This is a genomic window from Kribbella sp. CWNU-51, from assembly GCF_054073265.1.
This window is the reverse complement of sequence record NZ_JBSXMZ010000065.1, coordinates 1-1,121: the sequence shown is the minus strand read 5'-3', so window position 1 is coordinate 1,121 and position 1,121 is coordinate 1. Positions and strand designations below refer to the sequence as shown.

Genomic DNA, 1,121 nt, shown 5'->3' with positions numbered 1-1,121 from the left:
GGTGAATTGCCAGTCGACCTGGCGTTGGGTGGTGTTGGTGGCTTGCTGCCAGGCGGCGAGTTCGGTGTTGAGTTCGGCGAGGTCGGCGAGCCGGCGGTCTAGACATTGGCGGGTGAGCGCGGAGAGTTCGATCTCGGCGATGTTGAGCCAGGAGCCGTGTTTGGGGGTGTGGTGGATCTCGAGTCGTTGTGCCAACGCGAACGCCTTGGCCGGATCGAACGCCTCATAGAGCGATCCGATGGTGTGGGTGTTGAGGTTGTCCATCACCAGCACCACCTTCTCGGCGTCGGGGTAGTCGAGGGTGAGTAGCCGTTCGGTCTGGTGGGCCCAGTCGGTCCTGGTCCGCTGTGGCTGGGCGTCGACGCGCCGCCACCCGGCCAGCGGCTCGACCCAGCAGAAGATCGAGCAGGTGCCGCGGCGGACGTACTCGCTGTCTTCCCTCAGATCCTGTCCCGGTGCGGCGGGGATCGGGTCGCGGGCGTGACCGAGGAGCTGATAGGGCTTCTCGTCCATGCACACCACCGGCCTGGCCGAGTCGTAGGGCCTGGCGTAGACCGCGAGGACGTCTTCCATCGCGGCGGCGAACTGCGCGTTCGCCGTGGGCGGGATGGTCCAGCACTTCTTCAGATGAGGACGCAGCCTCGTTTTTTTAACACCCGCCCGATCGTGGAGTGATCCAGGTCCGGAATGTCCTCGACCAGCGCGACATGCCTTTCCAGCAACCGCAGCGACCACCGGGCATAGCCCTGCGGTGGCTGCGAGCACGCCAGCGCGATCAGCCGGGCCTCGACCTCGCCGGTCACCGGCGAGGGCACCGGCGGATGCTCACGCTGCTTGCGCGAGATCGTGGCATCCACATCCCCGCCGGTCTCGGCGAACCGCTGAGCGACCAGCCGCAGCATCTCGGTCGAGACACCGACCCGGGCCGCGATCACCTCCTGGGTATCGACCTCGCCCACCGAGGTATCCAGCGCCAGCAGCACCCGCGCCCGCCTGATCACCGCGGCCGAATGCACCCCCGTCGTGGTCACCCGAACCAGCCACTCACGATCCGCCTCGGTCAACACCACCGGACGCTTCACCTGCGAAGGCACGACAACAATCCTGTCCGGCAGAGGGGA

At 66.9% G+C, this 1,121-nt stretch carries 2 protein-coding genes; both read right to left on the bottom strand.

What is annotated here, in order from left to right; genetic code table 11:
• Nucleotides 1-735 (bottom strand): IS630 family transposase (locus ACXC9Q_RS41800; protein WP_457062599.1); only part of this gene is annotated, 735 nt, incomplete at its 3' end.
• Nucleotides 624-1,094 (bottom strand): helix-turn-helix domain-containing protein, encoded by a 471-nt coding sequence (locus ACXC9Q_RS41795; RefSeq protein ID WP_457062597.1) that lies wholly within the window; start codon nucleotides 1,092-1,094, stop codon nucleotides 624-626. The genes ACXC9Q_RS41795 and ACXC9Q_RS41800, both read right to left, overlap by 112 nt.
• Between the last annotated feature and the right edge of the window lie 27 nt (nucleotides 1,095-1,121).